The following is an 18,334-nucleotide window of genomic DNA, read 5'->3' as shown; positions in this document are numbered from 1 at the left end:
ATTTTTCGTTGCTAGCGTGTCGCCCCTAATCAATGACGGGGTAACGGAATGAGAACCTGGGACGAACCGAAAAAACGCAAGGCGCACATCGAACTGATCCCGATGATCGACGTGATGATGTTCCTCTTGGTGTTTTTCGTACTGGTGAGCCTGAACGTGATTCCGGCACTGGGCATGAAGACCCAGCTGCCCAGCGCCAGCAGTTCGCAACAGCTCAAGCCGCAGAACAAGTTCATCCTCACCCTGGGCCTGGAAGGCCAGTTGCAGCTCGATGGCAAGGACCTCAGCGTCGAAGCCCTGGTGCCGGCGCTCAAGGCCGCGCAAAAGCCTGACAGCAAGTCGACCATCATCGTCAACAGCGACAAGGGCGTGGAAGTCTCGCGCCTGGTCGAGGTCATGGACACCCTGCGCCTGGGTGGCTTTACCTCGGTGTCCATCGCCACGCGCAAGTCCTGATCATGTACGCCCTGTTTCGTGCGCGTCAGCTGCTGGGCAGCGTTCCGGCCCTGATCGCGCTGGTGCTGATCGCACTGGGTATCCAGTCGCAAACCCTGAAAGTGCAGCCGGTGTATGACGAGTCGGCGGTCGAAATCGCCCTGGTCGAACCAGAGCCGCAAGTGGCCCCCGAGCCCGTGGTGGAACAGGAGCCACCGCCGCCGGTCATCGAAGACCAGGAAGCCGAGCCGGCCCCTCCTCCGCCGCCGCCCAAGCCACAACCGAAACCTGAACCCAAGCCCAAGCCAAAACCGCTGCCCAAGCCAGCGCCCGTGGCCGCCAAGCCAACGCCGGTTCCCACACCTCCGGTCGCCGCCAAGCCCGTGCAGCCCGCCGTCGCCCCGACCCCGGCACCACCCGCCCCACCGCCGGCGCCGAAAGTCGACGGTCAGGCCCTGGAAGGCGGCTATCTCAAAGGTCTGCGCAACGAGCTGGACACCTACAAGCAGTACCCCAGCGGACGCCAGGCGTCCCTCGAACGCCCCAGTGGCGAGGTGGTGGTCTGGTTGCTGGTGGATCGCCAGGGCCGCGTCCTCGACTCCGGGATCCAGACCCAGGCCTCGAGCATGCTGCTGAACCGGGCCGCCACCAACAGCCTGCGCCGGATCAAGCAGGTCAAGCCGTTCCCCGAGCAAGCCTTCGGTGGGCGCAACGAGCAACGTTTTACCGCCACCTTCAACTACAGCGTGCAGTAAGCACCCAACAGCAGGACGACAGTGATGAAGTTCACCCGGATTCACCTGGCACTCGTTGCCGCGAGCATGGGCCATGGGATCGCCATGGCAGACACCAGCGACAGCGACGTCGGCACCATTGGTGTGCAAGGCAAGGCCACGGCGGGCGGTGGCTACATGGTCCAGGAGGAGAGCATCAAGGCGCGCTCCACGGTGACCAAGGAGGCGCTGGACAAACAGACCGCCACCGGCAACGCCGTCGACAAGCTCAAGTACACCCCGGGCCTGAACATCTCCAGCGAAGACGCCACCGGGCTTTCGGGGTTCCGCTTCACCATGCGCGGGCTCAACTCCGACCAGGTGGGGATGTCGGTGGACGGCATGCCGATCAACGACTCCGGCAACTACGCGCTGTACTCCAACCTGCTGGGCGACCCGGAAAACATCGAGCAGATCTTCGTCACCCAGGGCGCGGCCGAAGCCGATGGCCCGCACATCGGCTCCAGCGGCGGCAACATCGGCATCGTGACCATCCGCCCGACCAAGGAAACCGGGGCCTTCGTCAAGCAGGTGGCAGGCAGCAACGGCACCTTCAAGACCTTCGCCCGGCTCAATACCGGCGAAGTCAACGGCCTGAGCAACTGGCTCTCGCTGTCCCACACCGAGGGCGAGAAATGGCGCGGCGACGGTGCGGTGCGGGCGGACAAGGTGGAGTGGAACAGCTTCTTCGACATGGGCAGCGGCAACACGGCCAACCTGATCCTCAAGTACCACGAGCAGGACAACAACAGTTACAGCCAGCTGACCAAGGCCCAGTTCCAGCAGAACGGTCGCAAGTACGACCCCTACCCTTCGACGCCGGCCCTGGGCAGCAACGGCAAGGTCAGCAGCTACTACGCCCTGGCGCAGAACCCGTTCCAGACCTTTACCGCGGTGCTCAACACGCAATTCAAACTGGCCGACAACCTGGCCCTGTCGGTCATCCCGTATTACTACTGGGGCAATGGCAGTGGCGTGGGCGCCTCCAGCTATGCGCTGAACAGCGGCTCGAACCGGGGCGGCGTGTTCGACCTCAGTAACCTGCAGACCGCCGCCCAGTACAACGCCGACGGTTCCTCCACCAGCGGCGTCTACTACCGCCCTTCGCGAACCCAGACCTGGCGCCCGGGCATCACCACCAAGCTGAACTGGGACCTGGGCGACCACAGCCTGCAATTCGGCTACTGGTACGAGCGCGCGCGCCAGAGCCAGACCCAGCCGTTCATTCCGCTCAAGAGCAGCGGCAAGCCGCAAAGTACCTGGCCGGATTCGGATAACGTGGTGGACGCCAATGGCAACAAGGTCCAGGGCCGCGACCGCTTCACCGTTACCCCGGCGCAGAAAGTCTGGGCTCAGGACACCTGGTACTTCGCCCCGGACTGGACCCTGGTGGCCGGCCTGGCCTACATGGACGTCAAGCGCGACGGCACCAACCACGGCAGCCTCACCGAGCAGCCGGAAAAGCGCAGCCAGACCTATAACAAGTTGCTGCCCAACGTCGGCCTGAAATACCAGCTCGACGAGCGCGACCAGCTGTTCTACAGCCTGTCGCGCAACATGCGCATCCCGCAGAACTACGTGCTCTACGACCAGGGCGTCGGCTCAATCGATTCCAAGCCGGAAACCAGCTGGAACCACGAGCTGGGCTGGCGCTACAGCGGTGACGACATGACCCTGGCCGCCACCCTGTTCTACATGCAGTTCAAGGACCGCCAGGTTTCCTCCAGGGACATCAACGGCGACTTCGCCGACATCAACGCCGGTTCCGTCGACAACAGCGGCCTGGAACTGGAATGGAGCGGCCTGCTGCCCCACCACTTCAACTACTACGCCTCCTACACCTACACCCGCGCCGAGCAGCAGGACGACCTGACCGTCTACAACGCCGGCAAGGCCATTGTCCTGCCCACCAGCGGCAAGCAGTTCGCCAATGTGCCGAAGAACATGCTGGCGGCCAACATCGGCTACGACGACGGGCGCTTCTACGGCACCTTCGGCGGCAAGTACACCAGCAAGCTGTATGGCGACCTGACCAACGACGAGTCCATTTCCGGCCGCACCGTATTCAACCTCGGCGCCGGTATCTACCTGCCGGTGGACAAGAAAGTGGTCAAGGACGCGACCCTGCGCCTGAACGTCGACAACCTGTTCGACAAGAAGTACCTGGACGGCGTGTACACCACCAAGACCAACGCCGCGACCTACGAAGGTTTCCGTGACGGCGACCCGGCTTACATCGTGGGCCTGGAACGCACGGTGACCGTCTCCCTGGAAGCGAATTTCTGATCGTCATCCGCCATTTATCGAAGAATGAGGTAAAGCATCATGGACATGAACCTGCTTCACGACATCACCTTCTATGTGATGTATGCCGCGGTGGCCATCGCGATCTTCATCGCCATCGAGCGTGGTCTCTACTTTGCCTATGTGCGGCGTCAGGCCCGCTCGTTGATGGAGGCCCTGGGCAGCCACGTGCATAGTGAGCGGGATCTGCCGCAAGGCGCCACCCGCCGCGACAGCCTGCCCTTGAGCATGGTCCTGCCAGTCCTGGCGCAAAAGGCTGCCCAGGGCTCGCGCAAAGACCTGGACGACGTGATCGAAAGCCAATACCTGTCGACCCGCGCCCCGCTGGCCCGCAGCCTGTGGATCATCGAAACCATCACCACCGCCGCGCCCTTGCTAGGCTTGCTGGGGACCATCCTGGGGATCATCGATACCTTCAAGGCCCTGGCCAGTGCCGGCGTGTCCGACCCGGGCCAGATTTCCGGCGGTATCGGCACGGCGTTGTTCGCCACCGGGCTGGGGATCGCCATCGCCCTGTTCTGCGTGGTGTTCCATAACTTTTTCCAGGACAGCCTGGAGCGCATCAACGATCAACTGAAGATGCTGCTGATCCGCGCGGCCACCGGTGCCCGCGTGCAGGATGAGGTGCCGCAGCGGGTGCCGACCCCGTTGCACAGCCGCACTACCGCGTAACCCCAGGGCGGGCGCAGGGGGCGCCCGCCTTTCTTTCATATGAGGACGCCTATGTCCGTATGCATGAAGTTTCCACGAGCGCTGCTCAGCGTTCGGATCGCAGGCCTGGCCGGCTTGCTCATCAGTCCGCTGGTCCAGGCAGACTTTGCCATTGCGGGGTTTGAGCTGGTGCATACGGTGCCGGTGGAAACCGCACTTGGAGCGGCGGATCTGCGGCAACCCGGCCCCGTGTGGATCGAGCTGTTCGATGGCGCGAAAAGCCAGATCGATATCGGCCAGTTTTATGCAGCGGACCATCCCGGATCAGTGCTGGGCAAGGTGATCGAACACCTTGAGGCGGCCGGCAAACGCGGCGTGAAGATCCGCTTCCTGCTCGAGGAAAAGGGCCTGAAGCTGTCAGACCCCGCCACCCTGGAGCGCTTGCGGGCGATTCCCAACCTGACCTTCCGGGTCCTGCCCTATGCCCGGGTGAGCGGCGGGATCATCCACGCCAAGTACATGGTGGTGGACGGCAAACAGGCGTTCATCGGCAGCCAGAACTTCGACTGGCGCTCGCTGGAACACATCCACGAAACCGGGTTGCGCATCAGCGATGAAACCACCGTGGCCCAGGTGCAGGCGATCTTCGAGCAGGATTGGCAGGCCCAGGCCGCTGTGGCGGCAAACCAGCCGGTGCCCCTGCCCGCCCCTGGCCAGGAGCCCCTACGCCGCGGCAATTACCTGGTGGCCAGTCCGCAACGCTACAACCCGCCCGGCGTGGGCGACTCGCAACTGGAGTTGCCACGCCTGCTGGCCGAAGCGAAGAACGAAGTCCGGGTGCAGCTGCTGGACTATGCACCACTGTCCTATGGGCCTGAGCGGACCCGGCCCTATTACGCGGTGATCGACAATGCCGTGCGGGCCGCCGCGGCGCGAGGCGTGTCGATCAAGTTGCTGGTGTCCAACTGGAACACCGACAAGCTGGAACTGCCCTACCTGAAAAGTCTGGCGGTGCTGCCCAATGTCCAGGTCCGGATCGTCACCCTGCCCCAGGCGTCCCAAGGGTTCATTCCCTATGCACGGGTGATTCACAGCAAGACCATGGACATCGATGGGCAGGTGGCCTGGGTCGGCACCAGCAACTGGCTCGGCGGCTACCTGGACAATTCGCGCAACCTGGAAGTGGTGATGCACGACAGCGCGATGGCCAAGCGCATCGGCGAGCTGCACGCGCAATTGTGGGACGGGCCTTATGCCAAGCCGCTTGAGCTGATGGCTGAGTATCCGGATCCGCATCCGGGCACGCCGTGAAGACCAAAAAGAAGGCCGAGCCTCTCGACGGCTCGGCCTTTGCCCATGGTTCAGCGTTTTGACGCAACCATCGCCTCCACCGTGGTCGCTCTGTCCGCACTGGCCGTAGCCTGCCCTGCCCCTCGCACCGCCTGCGCCCGTACTGCGGCCGCATCCTGCAGGATCACCTGCGCCGCCTTCTCCGCCGCGACGTAGATCGAGGTGACGATGAAGAAGCCGGGGATTTTCGGGAAGATCGAGGCGTCCACCACCCGCAGGTTGCTCACGCCGCGCACGCGGAAGGCGCTGTCGAGTACGGCCATCGGGTCGCCGTCGGCGCCGATCGGGCAGGTGCAGGAGGCGTGGTGGCCCCAGGCCTGGTTCATGACGAAAGTCTTGAGCTGCTCGTCGGTCTGTACCGCATCGCCGGGCAGTTCTTCGCTGGCGATCAGCCCGGCGTCTTTCAACGGCTGGGCCAGGTTGCGCACGAACTTGATGCCCTCCACCACCGATTGCAGGTCTTCGCCCTGGGTGTCGTTGCCCTCCTCGAAGTAATGGAAGTTGATCAGCGGGGTGTCGGCCGGGTCTTTGGAGCGCAGGGTGACGTAGCCGGCGTTGTTGATGGTATGGGCCTTGAGGATGGCCCAGGTCAGGTAGTTCAGGTGCTCGACGATCAGCTTCGAGTAGCCGGGGAAGTAGCCGCGAAACAGCGCCAGCAGGGAGAAGCAGAACAGGTCCGGCAGCGGCCGTTGCTTCAGGGATTTCTTGATGATCGCCAGCACCGCGCCGTTGGTGCTGTAGACCCCGACCTTGCCCTTGGCCCACTCCTCGTACTGCGGATCGCCCTTGGCGTAGCGCGCGCCCTTGAGCACCTCCCAATTCTCGAAGTTCATCCGGTTGACCACCCCGACCTCGTAGCGGTCCTGCAGGTTGCGCCCCACACCGGGTAACTCGACCCGTACCGGGATGTCCATCGCCACCAGGGTTTCACGCGGGCCGATGCCTGAGAGCATCAGCAGCTGCGGCGTATTGAAGGCGCCACCGGCGAGTATCACTTCGCGGCTGGCGTGCACCTGGCGCAGTTCACCGGAGGCATTGCGCGGCAAGGTGCAGGCCCGGTACAGCCGCGCGCCCTTGATGTACTCCACGCCATAGGCGCGCTGCTGATCATCGAGCAACACCCGGGTCACCAGCGCATCCAGCTCGATGTGCAGGTTGTCCGGGTGGCGCTTTTGCACATCCAGCAGGCGTTCGCGGGTGCCGTTGCGATGATGCTGCCGGGTGGCCAGCGGCGGATAGCGCAGGCCGATGGCTTCCTCGCGCACCAGTCGCCAGTCGTTGGGGTCACCCACGCCCTGCAACTGCCAGCCGATGCGCTTGAGGGTTTCGCCCAGGGTCTTGAACGCCTGCTCGGCAGCGTCGACGATCGCACGCACCAGCGACTGGTCGTCGAACGCCGCCTCCGGAATCGCCTTCTCCACGTGCAGCCAGCCCTTGAAACCATGCCGCGACGGGTTGATGCCGAACCAGGAGAGAAACCGCTGGAACGGCCGGTGATGGCAGTTCTCCAGGCTCTGGAAGTGCTCGCGCATGGCACTGGCTTTCCACGACGGATCGCCGGTGATCTGTGCGATATGGTCCCAGTCCTGGTTGTGCGGGTAGACGGTGATCATCGCGTTGTGCGCGGTGCAGCCGCCCAGGCAACTGGCCCGTGGGTACAGCACCCCGTTGACGTCCTCGCCCTGGAAGGTCCGGGTGAACTTGGGGTCCTGCAACTGGCGGGCATCGTTGCTGTAGTGGCGGACGAAGAAGTCCCAGCGCATCGCATCGTTCTCGGTGGAGCGCGGGTGAAACGCCGGCACCTGGTACTCCTCCGGCAGCCGCGGGGCGGTGGTGTCCGCTGCCGCCGGGTCGCTACCCGACTCCAGCACCAGCACCTTGCGGCCCTGTTCGGCCAGGCGGGCGGCGACGGTGCCGCCCCCTGCCCCGGAGCCCACCACGATGTACTCGTAATCCGTTTCGTTGTTCATCGCTGGCCACCTAGAAAGTTTTCAGCAGGGCGATCAAGGCCCGTTTGTCTGCATCACTCAGGGGCGCTTCCTCCTTGAGGAAACTGGTGCCGAAGTAATGCCCCTTGTCCACCACGAAGTCCGGGCACTTGCTCACCTGCAGCAGCGGCTTGACCAGGCCGGCGAAGACCTTGCGGGCCTCCTCGTCGCTGGCACCAGGCGGCAGTTGCTTGAGGTCGTGCTTGATCTTCAGCAGCAGCTCCAGCACCTGGTCGCGTTTCTCCAGGTCGATGTTGGACAGCAGGCTCACCGGCGTGCCTTGCGGGATCGGCCCGAGCTGGATGCCGTCCTCGCCGAACAGCCACGGCAGCAAGCGGCTGAGCAGGCCTTCGAGGTTTTGCAGGAAGGTCGGCAGATAGCCACTGCTGACTCGCAGGTAGCTGGTTTCACTGGTGACGTCGACGGTGCCCATGTGGGTCTTGCCGGAGCGGGTCATGACCTGGAAGTCGCCGGTGCGGTTTTCCGGCCACAGCAGCATCTCGATCGCGCTGTCGAAGGACGCCATGCGGTCCTCCACCCCACCCTTCCAGTGGAACTGACCCAGGCGGTTGTTCAGCAGCAGCGGCGCGGTGGACCACACACTGACCAGCGAAGCTGGCCGCGTATAACCACGTCCGCCCGCCGGCATCGCGTATTCCCAGGGTTCGCCGGTGTACGGGTTCTGCACCAGCACCGAGCCTACCGCCGGCAATTGCTTGTACGACTCCGACGAGAAGTTGTCCCAGATATTGCCGCCCAGGGCGTTGGTCGCCAGCGGGCTGCAGGCGTTGGTTTCGGTCAGGGTGACCGGCACCCGCAGCTCGGTGGAGAGGAAGTTGTCGGTGAGGAACTTCTCATCCTTGACGATGGCGCGCATCGCGGTCTTGAACTCCGGCGTCTTGCTCCAGGTCCAGTAGTTGTTCCAGCACTTGAGGTAACCGTCGTTCACGCAGCCATGGTCGGGAAAGAAGGTCCAGGCCTTTTCCGGCAATTTGCTGGAGTGGCAACGGGCGCAGGTATCGGCGAACACTTCCTTGCCGCGCTCGAGCACCGCCGCCGGCTCGCTCAGGTGCGCCGCGCCGCCGGGGGCGTTCTTCAAGTAGTCCGGGGTCGCCGAGGCCAGGAAGAACAGCGCCAGGTCCGGGGTCTGCGCCTCGTTAGCGTTCCAGTAGGAGGAGTTCTTGCGTGCCACGTCGATGCGGAACGGGGTGATCGGCTTGCCACCGATCAACGGCCGGAAGTGAGTGGTCCACTCCTCGCTGTACAGGCCGATGTTGATGAATACCCGGTTCAATGCCCCGAGCGCGCCCACCGAGTCGGCGCCGTCCTTGAGCACCCGCGGGGTGAATACGGTGTCAGGCTTTTTGTAGAACTGCGCCAGCGGGCTGTCCGGTGGCACGCCGGGTACCTCGTTGAACTGGCGGTTGTTCAGCCCGCCACCGGCGAGTTTTTCCTTGCCCAGGTTCGAGGCCAGCTCGATGCGCGCCTTGAGGTTGTAGACCGCGTTCATGGTCCGCGGGTTGTTGATGTAGTCGGTGGAGACGAACGAGGTGTCCAGCGCCCCCGGTTTCGAGGTGTGGAACAGCTGGTACGGGAAGCTGCTCGGGTCCTGGTTCCACATGAAGATCCGGTCGACCCAGAAGTACTGCGCGCCGGGGTTGGAGTTGAGGTTGGACCAGGCCGGATGTTCAGGGTCGGCCGGCGGGTTGGTCGGGTTCGGCCCGACATGGCAGAAGCCGCAGGACATGCCGACCCGGTAAGGTTTCACCAGCTTGCTGTCGTTGTAATAGGTGGGGTCTTCGTAATAACGCTTGGCGTCCCACTTCTTCTGCGCGTGCTCGTCGAAGTCCGGGTTGGGGAACAGCCGCAGGCCGACGATCCCGGTGCCGTAGCCGTAATAGGAACCCACCGGCAGGTTCTTGCCGCGGGCGCCGATCTTCACGCCGGGGTACTTGGTTTCGTTCTCGAAGGGGTCGGCGGCGCAGGACGGGTCGCGCTTGTCCAGCCACAGGCCGTAGCGGTCGTCGCGCGGCCCCTCGCCCTTGACGTAGCAGGGTTCGTTGACCACCCCCAGCACTTGCCAGCGTTTATCGCGGTTGTATTTCAGGCTCGGGTGGTTGGAGATGGTCTTGAGCAGGTCGAGGTTGCCGACGCTGTCGCGCGAGAGCTTGTCCCACAGCGCATCGTTGCCGGCGGTCCAGACCACCCAGTTGTTGCGCCCGCGGGCGAAGGCCTGGAGCGCCTGCTGTTCGGTAATGCCGGGGATGAAGGGCGACAGTCGCTCGACCAGCAGTTGCGGTTGCTTGGACACGCCGTAGTCCATGTCGGCGAAGTAGTCCTCGTCGGCGCCTCTGAGGCTGCCGGCATCGCGGCCGACGCACTTGGCTTCGTCGAGTCGCTCGCCGGGTTTGTCGCCGCAGGGGTTTTTCGTCTCGCTGCTACAACCCTGTAACAGCACCAAAGGAAGGAAAATGCTCAACATCAGCTTCACGGGTGTCATGCGCTGCTCCTTGCACGTGCTGCAGACCGGTCCCTCTGTCCTTGGGGGACACCTGTGTCGCGACCGGTTCTTTTTCTGATGGCCGAACAACCGACTGCCTGCGCACCGGGCCGGTTAACCTCGGTACGCCAGTCGCCTTACAACGCCCTACAGCCGCCATACTAGGCCATGGCGAGCGGGTCAATTCTTCCATTTGGCGATGAAAAACCAGGGGTAATTTCGATTGGCTATCGGGCTCCACTCTCACCGTTCCGGATGTCGCAAACGCTGCTGGCAACCTGCTGTTTTCCTGCTTTAACTTACTCGTGAGGGATGGATCCCCCTCCCTTTCGCGAGGGCTGCACATGGACAGGAAAAAGCCCGCTTCTTCGGCTCAGGATGCCCAGTTTCACGCCGAACATGCCCGTATCGACCAACGTCGGGATCTGCTGGGCCTGGCGCGCAAAAGCGCCGGCCACTGGGCCGTCGCCCTGTCCGGCGGCGGCATTCGCAGCGCCACCTTCTGCCTCGGGGTATTACAGGCCATGGCCCGGGCCAGGGCGCCGGATGCCGTGGGCGAAGAACCGGGCATCGGCAAGCGCCTGCTGGCGCAGTTCGACTACCTCTCCACTGTCAGCGGTGGCGGCTACCTGGGTTCGTTTTTCGGCAGCCTGTTCCTGCCCGGGCGCCTGCGTGGGCGGGAAAACGCCCAGGTGGTGGCCAGCCCCGAAGTGCAGGCCGCGGAAGATGCCTATGAAGTGCTCGACTTCGAGCCCCCGGGACGCATCCACACCCATATCGACTACGCCAAGGCCCCGGTGGGCGAAGCGCCGCTGGCCTGGCTGCGGGAGAACGGCCGCTACCTGACCCCGGGCGGTTCGGGCGACCTGTTCTATGTCCTGGGCCTGTCGCTGCGCAACCTGCTGGCGCTGCATGTCGTGATCGGCATGCCGCTGTTGTGCACGCTGGCCCTGGCCACCCTGGCGCAGGTGTTCATTTCCAGCGGCCCGCTGTGTTCGCCGCTGGTCGCGCTGCTGCCCATGGACCTGGTCAACGTCCTGTGCGGTTCGCTCTGGTGGGTGCCGGTGGCGGCCACCCTGTTCTGGATAGTGCCGCTGATGCTGGCGTTCTGGATGGTGTATTTCCGCAAGAGCCAGGACGAGGCGGTGCACCTGTGGAACTGGGCGACCCTGCTGTGCAGCGCGATCGGTGCCCTGTTCATCGGCCTGGCCTGCGCGCCCTGGGGGCTGGACGCCGAACTGCGAGCGATCCTGATCGTCTGCGGGGTGGTCAACTGGTTCGGCGTGCTGGCCTGTATCCTCGTGGCCCTGCGCCTGCGTTTCAAGCGCGACAAGGACGACGCCCTGGCGCGCAACAACTGCGTGCGCACCTACCGGGTGCTGGTCACCCGCTACCTGGCCCAGGCCCTGATCTTCACCCTGCTGCTGGGCTTCTACGTCCTGGTGCCGTGGCTGGCCCAGTGGATCTACATCAGCGAGCAGCGCGCGCAACTGATGTCGTCGGCGGTCCTGCTGCCGTTGCTGATCGGCGCGATCCGCAGCCTCTCCAGTCTGCTCGACGACAAGGCCTTGCCCGGCTGGCTGAGCCGCCTGCCGCTGAGTGTGATCGCCGGTGTCGCCGGCATCGCGATCTTCATGCTGGTAGCCCTGCTCTGGGGCCTGCTGGTGCAGTTCGTGCGCTACCAGGGGCTCGATAGCGACAGCCTGACGCGCCTCATGGGCCTGGTGGCGGTAGCCCTGGTCCTGAGCCTGGCGGAGGGACGCTTCATCGGTTTTCTCAACCAGTCCTCGTTGCAATCCTTCTATCGCAGCCGGCTGACCCGAGCGTACCTGGGTGCCTCCAACGGCCTGCGTTTTGCCGGCAGGACGCCCAAGATCCGCAAGCAGCGCCTGAGCGTCGCCGAAGCCCTGCCCGGCGACGACGTGCCGATCGAGCAGTACTACGGCGTCACCACCTGCGCGCCGGTGCACCTGATCAACGTCACCCTGAACCTCACCGTCGACCCGGCCGAGCAGCTGGTGCAGCGCGACCGCAAGGGCAAGCCGTTGTGCCTGGCCCCCAATGGCGCGAAGGCACCCGACAGCGTCAGCTATATCCTCGACGGCGAACCGCGCAAGCGCTCGACCCGCAGCAAATGGTTCAGCGAGATCTACCAGACCCTGGGCCTGGCCCATTGGGTGGCGACCTCCGGCGCGGCGATCTCCACCGGCCTGGGCCGGGCCACCTCGCTGGGTACCTCGCTGTCGTTCGGCCTGACTAACCTGCGGCTGGGCACCTGGTGGCCGGGCAATTTCCTCGAAGGCGACGAACAAGCCGACACTCAACGCAGCTGGCGGGACAAGGGCTGGGCCCGGGTGTTCCCGACCCAGACCTACCTGTTCTATGAACTGAGCGCGCACTTTCATGGGGTGCGCCGCGACTACCAATACCTGTCCGACGGCGGCCATTTCGAAAACACCGCCACCTACGAGCTGATCCGCGAAGGGCGCAAGATCGAGCTGATCGTCATGTGCGACTGCGGCGCCGACCCGAGCTACCAGTTCGACGACCTGGCCAACCTGATCCGCCTGGCGCGGATCGATCAGGCCCTGGAGATCGAGGAGGACCTGGGCGTGCATGAGGTTTCGCTACTGGCGCCCTACTTCGGCCATACCGCCAACTTCACCCATCCTGGCCCCGACGACAGCCTGCGCTGCGCGATGCTGTTCAACGTGGTCAATCGCCAGGGCCAGCGCACCGCGCGGATCCTGCTGCTCAAGCCACGCTTGATCGCCGGGGTGCCGGTGGACGTGCTCAATTACGCCAACGCCCACCCGACCTTCCCTAACGAAAGCACCGCCAACCAGTTCTTCGACGAAGCGCAGTTCGAAAGCTACCGGCAACTGGGCCTGCAGATCGGCCAGGCGCTGTTCGGCAGCGGCCAGCCGACGCCGGTTTCCCAGGCGTTGTGGAGCTACCTGTAGAACGCCCGCCTCCAGGAGGCCCCCATGACTCTTCTGTATCCCATCGCCGGTTTGCGTGATGACGAGCGTTTCGATGACTGGCAAGAGGGAGCTGCTCGACCTGCAGACCCACGCGCAAGTACACCCCTTCCCCGACTCCGACGATGAAGACGGCGGGTCACCAGGGAACTTCCGTGTTGTTGTTCTAATTTAAGCGGCTGTTCTGAAAGTTTTACAGGTGCACATGAATGACCGACCGGCGCTGTCCATGACAAGCCTATGGTTCGTGCACCATTGGCGGGGCGAATCAGAAAAAAGCAGATGATAATAAGATAGTTCTCAGTTGTATTTTTGCGTTTTGAGATTATGGTGTCCGACCACAAAATCCGGCATTGAAAATGGCTCTGCTGCACGCAGTTAAAGCGATAGAAGTTAAGTAACGACAAGCCGGTTCAGGCAACTAATGTGGCGAGCCATAATTAGCCAATCATCAACTACAGCGCTCATGAAACAGTCATTGGCTCTCGAATTATCATTCACAGGCGCTTAGTTCGATGGCAGATATACCGTTGTTCCGCAGGGAGGCGCTCGACGCCCGGCAAACCAACGGGCTGGGCGATACAGTTCTGGTCCGCCCGATCTCTTTCACCGTTCTCACGTGTCTGGCCACGGCCCTGGCGGTGTCGGTGGCGGCCTTCTTTTTCTTCGCCAGCTATACCAAGCGCAGCACCATCAGCGGCCAGCTGGTCCCGGTCGGTGGCCTGGTCAAGGTGTACGTGCCCCAGGCTGGCATCGTGTTCGAGACATTCGTCCACGAAGGCCAGAGGGTCAAGCGTGGCGAGCCTCTGCTGACGATCTCCAGCGAACGCTACGGTTCTGACGCCGAACCTGTGCAGGCCGGCATCAGCCGCCAGCTCGAACATCGCCGCGATTCGCTGCGCGGTGAACTGGAGAAAGTCCTGCGCTTACAACTCGATGAACGTGACAGCCTGAGCAACAAGGTCGCCAGCCTGCAGCGCGAGCTGGCGATACTCGCCCGGCAGGCGGACAGCCAGCAGCGGTTGGTGGCGCTGTCCAGCGACGCCACGCAGCGTTATCAGGGCCTGATGGATAAGGGCTACATTTCCGTCGACCAACTCCAGCAGCGCCAGGCCGAACTGTTGGGACAGCGCCAGGCCCTGCAGGGGCTGGAGCGCGAACGTGCGGCCCTGCAGCAGCAACTGACCGAGCGCCGCAACGAGTTGGCGGGCCTGGGCGCGCGCCAGGCCAACCAGCAGGCGGACATCCAGCGCCAGCTCTCTGCCCTCGAGCAAAACCTGGCGGAGAGCGAGGCCAAGCGCACGCTGCTGGTCACCGCTCCGGAAACCGGCATCGCCACTGCCGTACTCGCCGACATCGGGCAGACCGTGGACAGCTCGCGGCCATTGCTGAGCATCGTTCCCGCCGACGCACCCTTGCAGGCAGAGCTGTATGCCCCGAGCAAGTCCATCGGTTTCATCAAGCCGGGCGACTCGGTGTTGATCCGTTACCAGGCCTATCCCTATCAGAAGTTCGGTCAGTACCAGGGCCGGGTGCGTTCCATTTCACGCACCAGCGTGCCCTTCGCCGAGCTCGCCAGCATGGCCGGCGCTGTGCCAGGGCTGGCCAAGGACGGCGAGCAGCTGTATCGCCTGCAGATCAGCCTGGATAAGCAGATGGTGACGGCTTACGGCCAACCGCGCCCCTTGCAAAGCGGCATGTTGCTCGACGCCGATGTCCTCCAGGACACCCGCCGCCTCTATGAGTGGGTGCTCGAACCGCTGTACAGCCTGACCGGCAAACTCTAGGAACAACCTTCAATGGCATTTCTCGACGCACTCGCGCTGCGTATAGGTCGGCGCTTGCCGCTGGTATTGCAGACCGAAGCTACCGAATGTGGCCTGGCCTGCCTGGCGATGATCGCCGGCTACCACGGTTACCACACGGACCTGATGGACTTGCGGCGACGCTTCAGTGTGTCGCTCAAGGGCGCTTCCCTGAAGCAGGTGATCCAGACCGCACACCAACTGCAACTGGGGACTCGCCCGGTGAAACTGGCCCTGGACGATCTCGGCAAGCTGAAGCTGCCCTGCGTGCTGCACTGGAACTTCAACCACTTTGTGGTGCTGAAGGCGGTCGACGCCCGTGGCGTCACGCTCCACGACCCGGCCCGCGGGTTGTGTCGCTTGAGCCTGGAAGAAACCTCGCGCAGTTTCACCGGCGTCGCCATGGAGCTGTGGCCGGACCGCGGTTTCGAGGTACAGGCCGCCAAGCCGCGCATCCGTCTGCTGGACATGATGGGCCGGGTCACCGGGCTGTATCGCTCGTTGACCCAGGTGCTGTTGCTGTCCGGCGCGCTGGAGCTGTTTGCCCTGGTCAGCCCGTTCTTCCTGCAATGGACCCTGGACAACGTCATTGTCAGCGAGGACCGCGACCTGCTCAGTACCCTGGCGCTGGGTTTCGGCCTGTTGCTGCTGATGCAGCAGGCCGTCAGCGGGGTGCGCGCCTGGGTGATGATGCACATGAGTACCCTGCTTAGTGTGCAGTGGCAGGCCAACGTGTTCAGCCACCTGTTGCGCTTGCCGATCCAGTACTTCGAAAAACGTCACCTGGGCGACGTGGTCTCGCGCTTCGGTTCAGTGGACAACATTCAGCAGACCCTTACCGCCGCCTTTCTCTCAGCGATCCTTGACGGCCTGATGACCATCGCCACCCTGGCCATGATGCTGCTCTACAGCCCGGTGCTGGCGGCGATCTCTATTGCCGCCATGAGTCTCTATGCCCTTGGGCGTTGGGCCTGGTACCGCCCGCTGCGCAACGCCACGCAAGAGCAGATCGTGCATGCGGCCCGCCAAGAGAGCCACTTTCTGGAAACCGTCCGCGGGGTCCGCCCGCTCAAGCTGTTCCAGCGCCAGGAGGAGCGCCGCTCGGTCTGGCTCGGCCTGCTGGTCGAGCAGATCAACGCGGGGCTGCGCACCCAGAAGCTGCAACTGCTCTACCAGCAGATGAATGGCCTGCTGTTCGGCGTCGAGAACCTGCTGGTGATCTGGCTCGGCGCGACCCTGGTGATGGATGGCCAGTTCAGCGTCGGCGTATTTATGGCCTTCAATGCCTACAAGTTGCAGTTCGACAGCCGGGTGGCCAGCCTGATCGACAAGCTCTTCGAGCTGCGCATGTTGCAGCTACAGGGCGAACGGTTGGCTGACATCGTCCTGCAGCCCGCCGAAGAAGCGTTTGCCCGCAGCGCGCCCGAGGATCTGCGCGAGCGTCCGGCCAGCCTGCAGGTTCGCGGCCTGCGCTACCGCTACTCCGAGCAGGAACCCTGGGTGCTCGACGGGCTCGACCTGGACATTGCCGCCGGTGAGTCGGTGGCCATCGTCGGCCCCTCCGGCTGCGGCAAGAGCACCCTGTTCAACGTCCTGCTCGGCATTCTTCCGCCGAGCCAGGGCCAGGTCCGCGTGGCCGGCCTGGAACTCTCGCAGTTGGGGCTCAATGGCCTGCGCGAGCTGGTCGGGACGGTGATGCAGGACGATGTGCTGTTCGCCGGCTCGTTGTCGCAGAACATCAGCTTCTTCGATTCCAGGGTGGACATGCCCTGGCTGATCGAGTGCGCGCAAATGGCCGCGATCCACGACGACATACAAGCCATGCCGATGGGCTACAACACCCTGGTCGGCGATATGGGCACCGTGCTCTCCGGTGGGCAGAAGCAGCGGGTCATGCTGGCTCGGGCCTTGTACAAGAAACCGAAAATCCTGTTCCTCGACGAGGCCACCAGCCACCTCGATGTTCACTGCGAACAACGCGTCAACGCCGCCATCCGTGGCCTGCGCATTACCCGGATCATGATCGCCCATCGCCCGGAAACCATCGGCTCGGCAGACCGGGTGGTGGTGCTCGGGCAGGGCAAGGTGGAAAGCGACGAAACCCGTGCGCACCCGGCCACACGGGAGCGAAGCTGATGCGCGCGGTTCGGTGTTTGCTGCTCGGCTTGCTGGGTGCAGCCTCCTGCGCCGCGGCCTACGAGCCCGATGTGTTCGCTACCGCCGATGAAGTCTCCAGCCGGGCCGTGTACGACCTTGGCGGCAGTGGCCTGCCTTGCCACACCGCTGCACCGCGCGGTGAACTGAGCCTGGAGGACGCCATTGAGCGCATCCTCTGTCACGATCCCCGGACGCGCCTCGCCTGGGCCAATGCCAAGGCTAGCGCGGCGCAGGTAGGGATTGGCCGGGCCGCCTTCCTGCCGCGCCTGCAAGGGCGTCTTGAGGGCAGCCATGGCTACAGCGACCTGGACAGTCGCGACATGCCCCAGCAGTCCGGCCATAGTCGCAGCCACGCTACTGGCCTCGAACTGAGCTGGGTGCTGTTCGACTTCGGTCGTCGCAGCGCCACCCTGCACAATGCCCAGCAACTGCTGCTGGCGGCCACCGCCAGCCAGGACGCGGTCCTCCAGAACACCTTCGCCCTCGCCGCCCAGGCTTATTACGACGCCCTCTGCGCTCAGCGCAGCCTCGTCGCCTCGAGCCAGGTGGCAGAGCTGGCGGCGCAGAACCTCAAGGCGGCCGATGCGAAATACCAGGCGGGCGCCGCTGCCCTTTCCGACCGCCTGCAGGCGCAGACCGCTTTGTCCCAGGCGAGGCTGAAACAGGTCCGGGATGAGGGTTCCCTGCGCCAGGCTGTCGGCCTTATCGCCCTGCGCATGGGCCTGCCGCCGGACACCCCGCTGCATCTTTCCAGCGAACTGGATGCACAACCCGATACCGGTTTCGTCAAGGCCATCGACCAACTGCTGGCCGAGGCCCGCAGCAGCCACCCTGCCCTGCACGCCGCCCAGGCGCGACTGAAAGCGGCTGACGCGTCTCTGCAGGAAAGCCGCGCCGCCGGCCGCCCCAGCCTGACGTTGAGCGCTAACCTGGGGCGTCGCTACACCGAGCAGCCGTGGGTGTTCAACGGCGACATCCGCGAACGCGAACGCAGCATCGGCTTGCAGCTGAACATCCCTCTGTTCGAAGGCTTCGAGCGTACTTACCAGATCCGCAATGCCCTCGCCCGCCGGGAAGCCAGCGAAGCCGAATTGGCCGAAGTCGAGCAGCAGATTTCGCTGGAGGTCTGGAGCAACTATCAGTTGCTCGGCGTCGAGACCCGCAGCCTGGTGCGCACTCGCGAACTGGTCGAGCAGTCGCGTCAAACCCTGGAGGTTGTCCAGGGGCGTTACCGTTCCGGGGTTGGCAGCATGATCGAGATGCTCAATGCCCTGACTGCCTACTCCAGCGCTCAGGAGCAGCACATACAGGCCCTCGGCGCCTGGCAGGTCTTGCGCCTGCGCCTGGCCGCCAGCCTGGGTCGACTGGGCTTCTGGACGCTGCGATAAGG

11 protein-coding genes are annotated in these 18,334 nt (G+C 64.1%); 9 read left to right on the top strand and 2 right to left on the bottom strand.

Annotated features, from left to right (window positions below; genetic code table 11):
- Positions 1-48: 48 nt before the first annotated feature.
- The 5 genes from NRG23_RS02440 to NRG23_RS02420 all read left to right on the top strand — a co-directional run bounded on the left by NRG23_RS02440 (position 49) and on the right by NRG23_RS02420 (position 5,474).
- Positions 49-456, top strand: a complete 408-nt coding sequence (locus NRG23_RS02440) for a biopolymer transporter ExbD (RefSeq protein WP_007925526.1) — start codon at positions 49-51, stop codon at positions 454-456.
- A 2-nt stretch (positions 457-458) separates the two neighbouring features.
- Positions 459-1,190, top strand: a complete 732-nt coding sequence (locus NRG23_RS02435; RefSeq protein ID WP_028684006.1) for an energy transducer TonB — start codon at positions 459-461, stop codon at positions 1,188-1,190.
- Positions 1,191-1,214: 24 nt separating this feature from the next.
- Positions 1,215-3,494 (top strand): TonB-dependent receptor, encoded by a 2,280-nt coding sequence (locus NRG23_RS02430; protein ID WP_028684007.1) that lies wholly within the window; start codon positions 1,215-1,217, stop codon positions 3,492-3,494.
- A gap of 39 nt (positions 3,495-3,533) precedes the next feature.
- Positions 3,534-4,184, top strand: a complete 651-nt coding sequence (locus NRG23_RS02425) for a MotA/TolQ/ExbB proton channel family protein (protein ID WP_016705254.1) — start codon at positions 3,534-3,536, stop codon at positions 4,182-4,184.
- 63 nt (positions 4,185-4,247) lie between these two features.
- A complete protein-coding gene (locus NRG23_RS02420) occupies positions 4,248-5,474 on the top strand; it encodes a phospholipase D-like domain-containing protein (RefSeq protein ID WP_236643544.1) in 1,227 nt (408 codons plus the stop codon).
- Between the two features lie 50 nt (positions 5,475-5,524).
- Here the strand turns inward: NRG23_RS02420 and NRG23_RS02415 are convergent, their stop codons facing one another.
- Both NRG23_RS02415 and NRG23_RS02410 read right to left on the bottom strand, forming a co-directional pair.
- Entirely contained in the window at positions 5,525-7,483 is a 1,959-nt protein-coding gene (locus tag NRG23_RS02415) for a GMC family oxidoreductase (protein ID WP_257373624.1), read from the bottom strand.
- 10 nt (positions 7,484-7,493) lie between these two features.
- Positions 7,494-10,001, bottom strand: a complete 2,508-nt coding sequence (locus NRG23_RS02410; protein ID WP_009049076.1) for a hypothetical protein — start codon at positions 9,999-10,001, stop codon at positions 7,494-7,496.
- Between the two features lie 344 nt (positions 10,002-10,345).
- On the opposite strand from NRG23_RS02410, the gene NRG23_RS02405 reads away from it, so the two are divergent.
- The 4 genes from NRG23_RS02405 (at position 10,346) to NRG23_RS02390 (ending at position 18,332) form a co-directional block, all read left to right on the top strand.
- Positions 10,346-12,964: a hypothetical protein gene (locus NRG23_RS02405; protein ID WP_198918896.1), complete on the top strand. Its 2,619-nt coding sequence runs from the start codon at positions 10,346-10,348 to the stop codon at positions 12,962-12,964.
- A gap of 548 nt (positions 12,965-13,512) precedes the next feature.
- On the top strand, positions 13,513-14,769 hold the full coding sequence (locus NRG23_RS02400) for an HlyD family secretion protein (protein ID WP_124302327.1): 1,257 nt from the start codon (positions 13,513-13,515) through the stop codon (positions 14,767-14,769).
- Positions 14,770-14,781: 12 nt separating this feature from the next.
- Positions 14,782-16,923, top strand: coding sequence for a peptidase domain-containing ABC transporter (locus NRG23_RS02395; RefSeq protein WP_257373623.1), 2,142 nt, complete (start codon positions 14,782-14,784; stop codon positions 16,921-16,923).
- Entirely contained in the window at positions 16,923-18,332 is a 1,410-nt protein-coding gene (locus tag NRG23_RS02390; RefSeq protein WP_257373622.1) for a TolC family protein, read from the top strand. The genes NRG23_RS02395 and NRG23_RS02390 overlap by 1 nt, the downstream gene beginning before the upstream one ends.
- Positions 18,333-18,334 lie beyond the last annotated feature (2 nt).

The sequence above is a fragment of the Pseudomonas sp. T8 genome (genome assembly GCF_024610635.1).
GTDB classification, from domain to species: Bacteria; Pseudomonadota; Gammaproteobacteria; order Pseudomonadales; family Pseudomonadaceae; genus Aquipseudomonas; species Aquipseudomonas chlororaphis_I.
Note: the sequence above shows the minus strand (reverse complement) of the source record. Positions and strands in the feature narration are given on the sequence as shown.

Excerpts from the sequence above, each read along its gene's own strand:
- NRG23_RS02430 (WP_028684007.1), top strand. The coding sequence starts at position 1,215 with ATGAAGTTCACCCGGATTCACCTGGCACTCGTTGCCGCGAGCATGGGC.
- NRG23_RS02420 (WP_236643544.1), top strand. The coding sequence starts at position 4,248 with ATGAAGTTTCCACGAGCGCTGCTCAGCGTTCGGATCGCAGGCCTGGCC.
- NRG23_RS02415 (WP_257373624.1), bottom strand. The coding sequence starts at position 7,483 with ATGAACAACGAAACGGATTACGAGTACATCGTGGTGGGCTCCGGGGCA.
- NRG23_RS02440 (WP_007925526.1), top strand. The coding sequence starts at position 49 with ATGAGAACCTGGGACGAACCGAAAAAACGCAAGGCGCACATCGAACTG.
- NRG23_RS02435 (WP_028684006.1), top strand. The coding sequence starts at position 459 with ATGTACGCCCTGTTTCGTGCGCGTCAGCTGCTGGGCAGCGTTCCGGCC.
- NRG23_RS02390 (WP_257373622.1), top strand. The coding sequence starts at position 16,923 with ATGCGCGCGGTTCGGTGTTTGCTGCTCGGCTTGCTGGGTGCAGCCTCC.
- NRG23_RS02425 (WP_016705254.1), top strand. The coding sequence starts at position 3,534 with ATGGACATGAACCTGCTTCACGACATCACCTTCTATGTGATGTATGCC.
- NRG23_RS02395 (WP_257373623.1), top strand. The coding sequence starts at position 14,782 with ATGGCATTTCTCGACGCACTCGCGCTGCGTATAGGTCGGCGCTTGCCG.
- NRG23_RS02410 (WP_009049076.1), bottom strand. The coding sequence starts at position 10,001 with ATGACACCCGTGAAGCTGATGTTGAGCATTTTCCTTCCTTTGGTGCTG.
- NRG23_RS02405 (WP_198918896.1), top strand. The coding sequence starts at position 10,346 with ATGGACAGGAAAAAGCCCGCTTCTTCGGCTCAGGATGCCCAGTTTCAC.